The sequence below is a fragment of the Nostoc cf. edaphicum LEGE 07299 genome (assembly GCF_015207245.1).
In the GTDB taxonomy this organism is placed as follows: domain Bacteria; phylum Cyanobacteriota; class Cyanobacteriia; order Cyanobacteriales; family Nostocaceae; genus Nostoc; species Nostoc edaphicum_B.
Genome location: NZ_JADEXF010000936.1, coordinates 1 through 2,734, shown reverse-complemented (window position 1 = coordinate 2,734; position 2,734 = coordinate 1). Strand labels below are relative to the sequence as shown.

At 41.0% G+C, this 2,734-nt stretch carries 2 protein-coding genes; one reads left to right on the top strand and one right to left on the bottom strand.

Going from position 1 to position 2,734, the window contains the following annotated elements; genetic code table 11:
• A partial coding sequence (locus tag IQ229_RS22820) for a phospholipase D-like domain-containing protein (protein WP_194047670.1) occupies positions 1–1,257 on the bottom strand: 1,257 nt, incomplete at its 3' end.
• A gap of 217 nt (positions 1,258–1,474) precedes the next feature.
• Here IQ229_RS22820 and IQ229_RS22815 point away from each other — a divergent pair.
• Complete coding sequence (locus IQ229_RS22815) at positions 1,475–2,644, top strand: cysteine desulfurase family protein (RefSeq protein WP_194047669.1); 1,170 nt, start codon at positions 1,475–1,477, stop codon at positions 2,642–2,644.
• The last annotated feature ends 90 nt before the right edge of the window (positions 2,645–2,734 follow it).

The following is a 2,734-nucleotide window of genomic DNA, read 5'->3' as shown; positions in this document are numbered from 1 at the left end:
ATTATTGGCAGCATCTGACCAATTATGAGAACCTGTAATTACTCTTTGACTATCAATTACACCAAATTTGTGATGCAATAAATCGCCTTTGGGTAACACAGGTACACCTACTGTAGTAATTGGATTTGACCAAGGATGATTGTCAATTTCATATTTACATTTGTTACTCAGAGCAACGCCCATCATATCTAAGGCTTCGCTGTAAGGACGGTAGGCAAATTGTGGTTCAATTAAAGCGCGAATTTGCACACTTTGTTGATGGCGTTTTTCTAAAATATTGGCAAGAGGCTGTTCAGAAAAGACAAATAAGGCCATGTCAATAGACTTGGTTGCTGAATCTAAAGTTTTACCAATTAAACCGTTACTACTGTTACTCCAAGGTTGAGTTGGAGAAGTAGGCGAAAATTGCACAGTAATTTTGGTATTACCCAAAGTTATTTGTTTAGGTAAACGTATCGGCTTTTGCAAACCAAATCGACTATCTGGTTGACCTCCCGGCCCGTCACCCCACATAATGTTAAATTCTTCTGTAAATAAAGCAGCTAATTCTGGGCTGTCAATCTGCAATAAGTTATTGGCATTGCCTAAACTACTAGAATTTGTAAAATCACCAGAAGTATCACTTAATGTAAAATTAGCTGAAGTGATAATTACGAGGCGATTGTCCACAATCACAAATTTATGATGCATCAAGCTGCTACCCGCTGAACCATCAGCTCGATCGTCTAGCCAGGGAATTTTGGCATTCTGCAAAATTATCAAAGCATCTCTTTGATTAATTTCGGTTGGACTAAGTTGATTATCGTGGTTAATATCGATAAATTGGCGAAATTCGTTGTAGCGTTCTTGTTCTCTTTTATCTAACTTACCTACTTCAGCAGATGTTAAGCTACTCCAAGGTCGGCTATAGATATTTTCTAAAATTATCCTGACTTTTACCCCAGCTTTTTGTCTATCAACCAGTGCTTGGGCAACTTTGGGTAAACGTAATTCTTGCACCGCTACATCTACTGTAGATTTAGCATTCGTAATAGCATCCACAACCTGTTTTTCTAAATCATCCCCCAGGCGAGTTTGCTGACGGTAAGCTTCTTGGTATTCTGAAGACTCAGAATGGTTAAAGTAAGCTTGAATTAACGGCTCTTGTGGTAAGGGTGCTGGACGCTGATTGTAGGACTGGACTCGTTGACAACCAGCGAGAGAAAATATCAGTAAAAAGATATATAAAAAATACCTTTGTCTAGAGATAAGTTGCACTGTAATCTGTTAGAAGTGGATTGGGAGTGGACATATTTATCATTCCCAAAATTTTGTGTTCTGAATTAAGTAGAGAAATAAGTTTCCAAGTAAAGGGAAAAATCCACTATTAGATGTAAAATTACAGATATTTTTTTCAGGATTTGTCCACTAAAACTGTATATGCTGACAAATCCGCAGTCTATCACTAACGTGTGTTCTCACCATTATCGGTTATATGCAAATTTATCTAGATTACAGCGCCACTACTCCGACTCGAAAAGAAGCGATCGCAGTTATGCAAACCATCCTCACTCAACAGTGGGGCAATCCTTCCAGTTTACATGAGTGGGGACAACGGGCGGCAACGGTTGTAGAACAAGCCAGAGTCCAAGTTGCTGGTTTAATTAACGCCGCTACCCCTGAATCGATCGTTTTTACCTCTGGTGGCACTGAGGCAGATAATTTGGCGATTATGGGTGTAGCTCGGTTGTATGCTGTACCTCAACATCTAATTATCTCCAGCGTTGAGCATTCCGCTATTTCTGAGACAGTAAGGTTGCTAGAAATGTGGGGTTGGGAAGTTACGCGGTTGTCTGTAGATATTAAAGGCAGAGTTAATCCCTTGGATTTAAAGGCGGCGTTGCGACATAATACAGTTTTGGTTTCTATAATTTACGGTCAAAGTGAAGTTGGGACTGTGCAGCCGATCGCAGAACTGGGTAAAATTGTGCGAGCGCATGGTGCTTTGTTCCACACAGATGCAGTGCAAGCTGCGGGACGCTTACCCATAGATGTGCAACAACTACCTGTAGACTTACTTAGTCTTTCCAGTCATAAAATATATGGGCCGCAAGGTGTAGGAGCTTTATATGTGCGTCCTGGGGTAGATTTGATGTCTTTACTGAGTGGTGGTGGGCAAGAAATGGGACTGCGTTCTGGTACGCAAGCAGTACCGATAATTGCGGGGTTTGGTGTAGCAGCAGAATTAGCAGCGCAAGAATTAGCTACAGAAACACCACGATTAATTGAGTTACGCGATCGCGCTTTTGCCCAATTATCTGAAATTCCTGGTTTAATTCCTACAGGGGATGTTTGCGATCGTTTACCTCACCATGTGAGTATGTGCTTAGAAAACGCTGATGGGGAAAAACTTAGCGGTAAAACCTTGGTACGACAGTTAAATCTTGCAGGTATCGGCATCAGTGCTGGTGCTGCCTGTCACAGTGGTAAACTTAGCCCTAGCCCCATATTGTTAGCAATGGGTTATTCTGAAAAAGCGGCTTTGGGCGGAATTCGGATAACTTTTGGGCGTGATACTACGGAAGCTGATATAGATTGGACAGTGATGGTGTTGAAGCAGGTTTTGCAAAGGCTAACACCATATTTATCTTTAGTTAAGCGTTAAAACAACTGTGACAAATGGCATACCTGTGAGAATACTAGCCGTATAAACTAGCTAAACACAAGTGTGCAATGAGAGAAATTGGTTTTATAA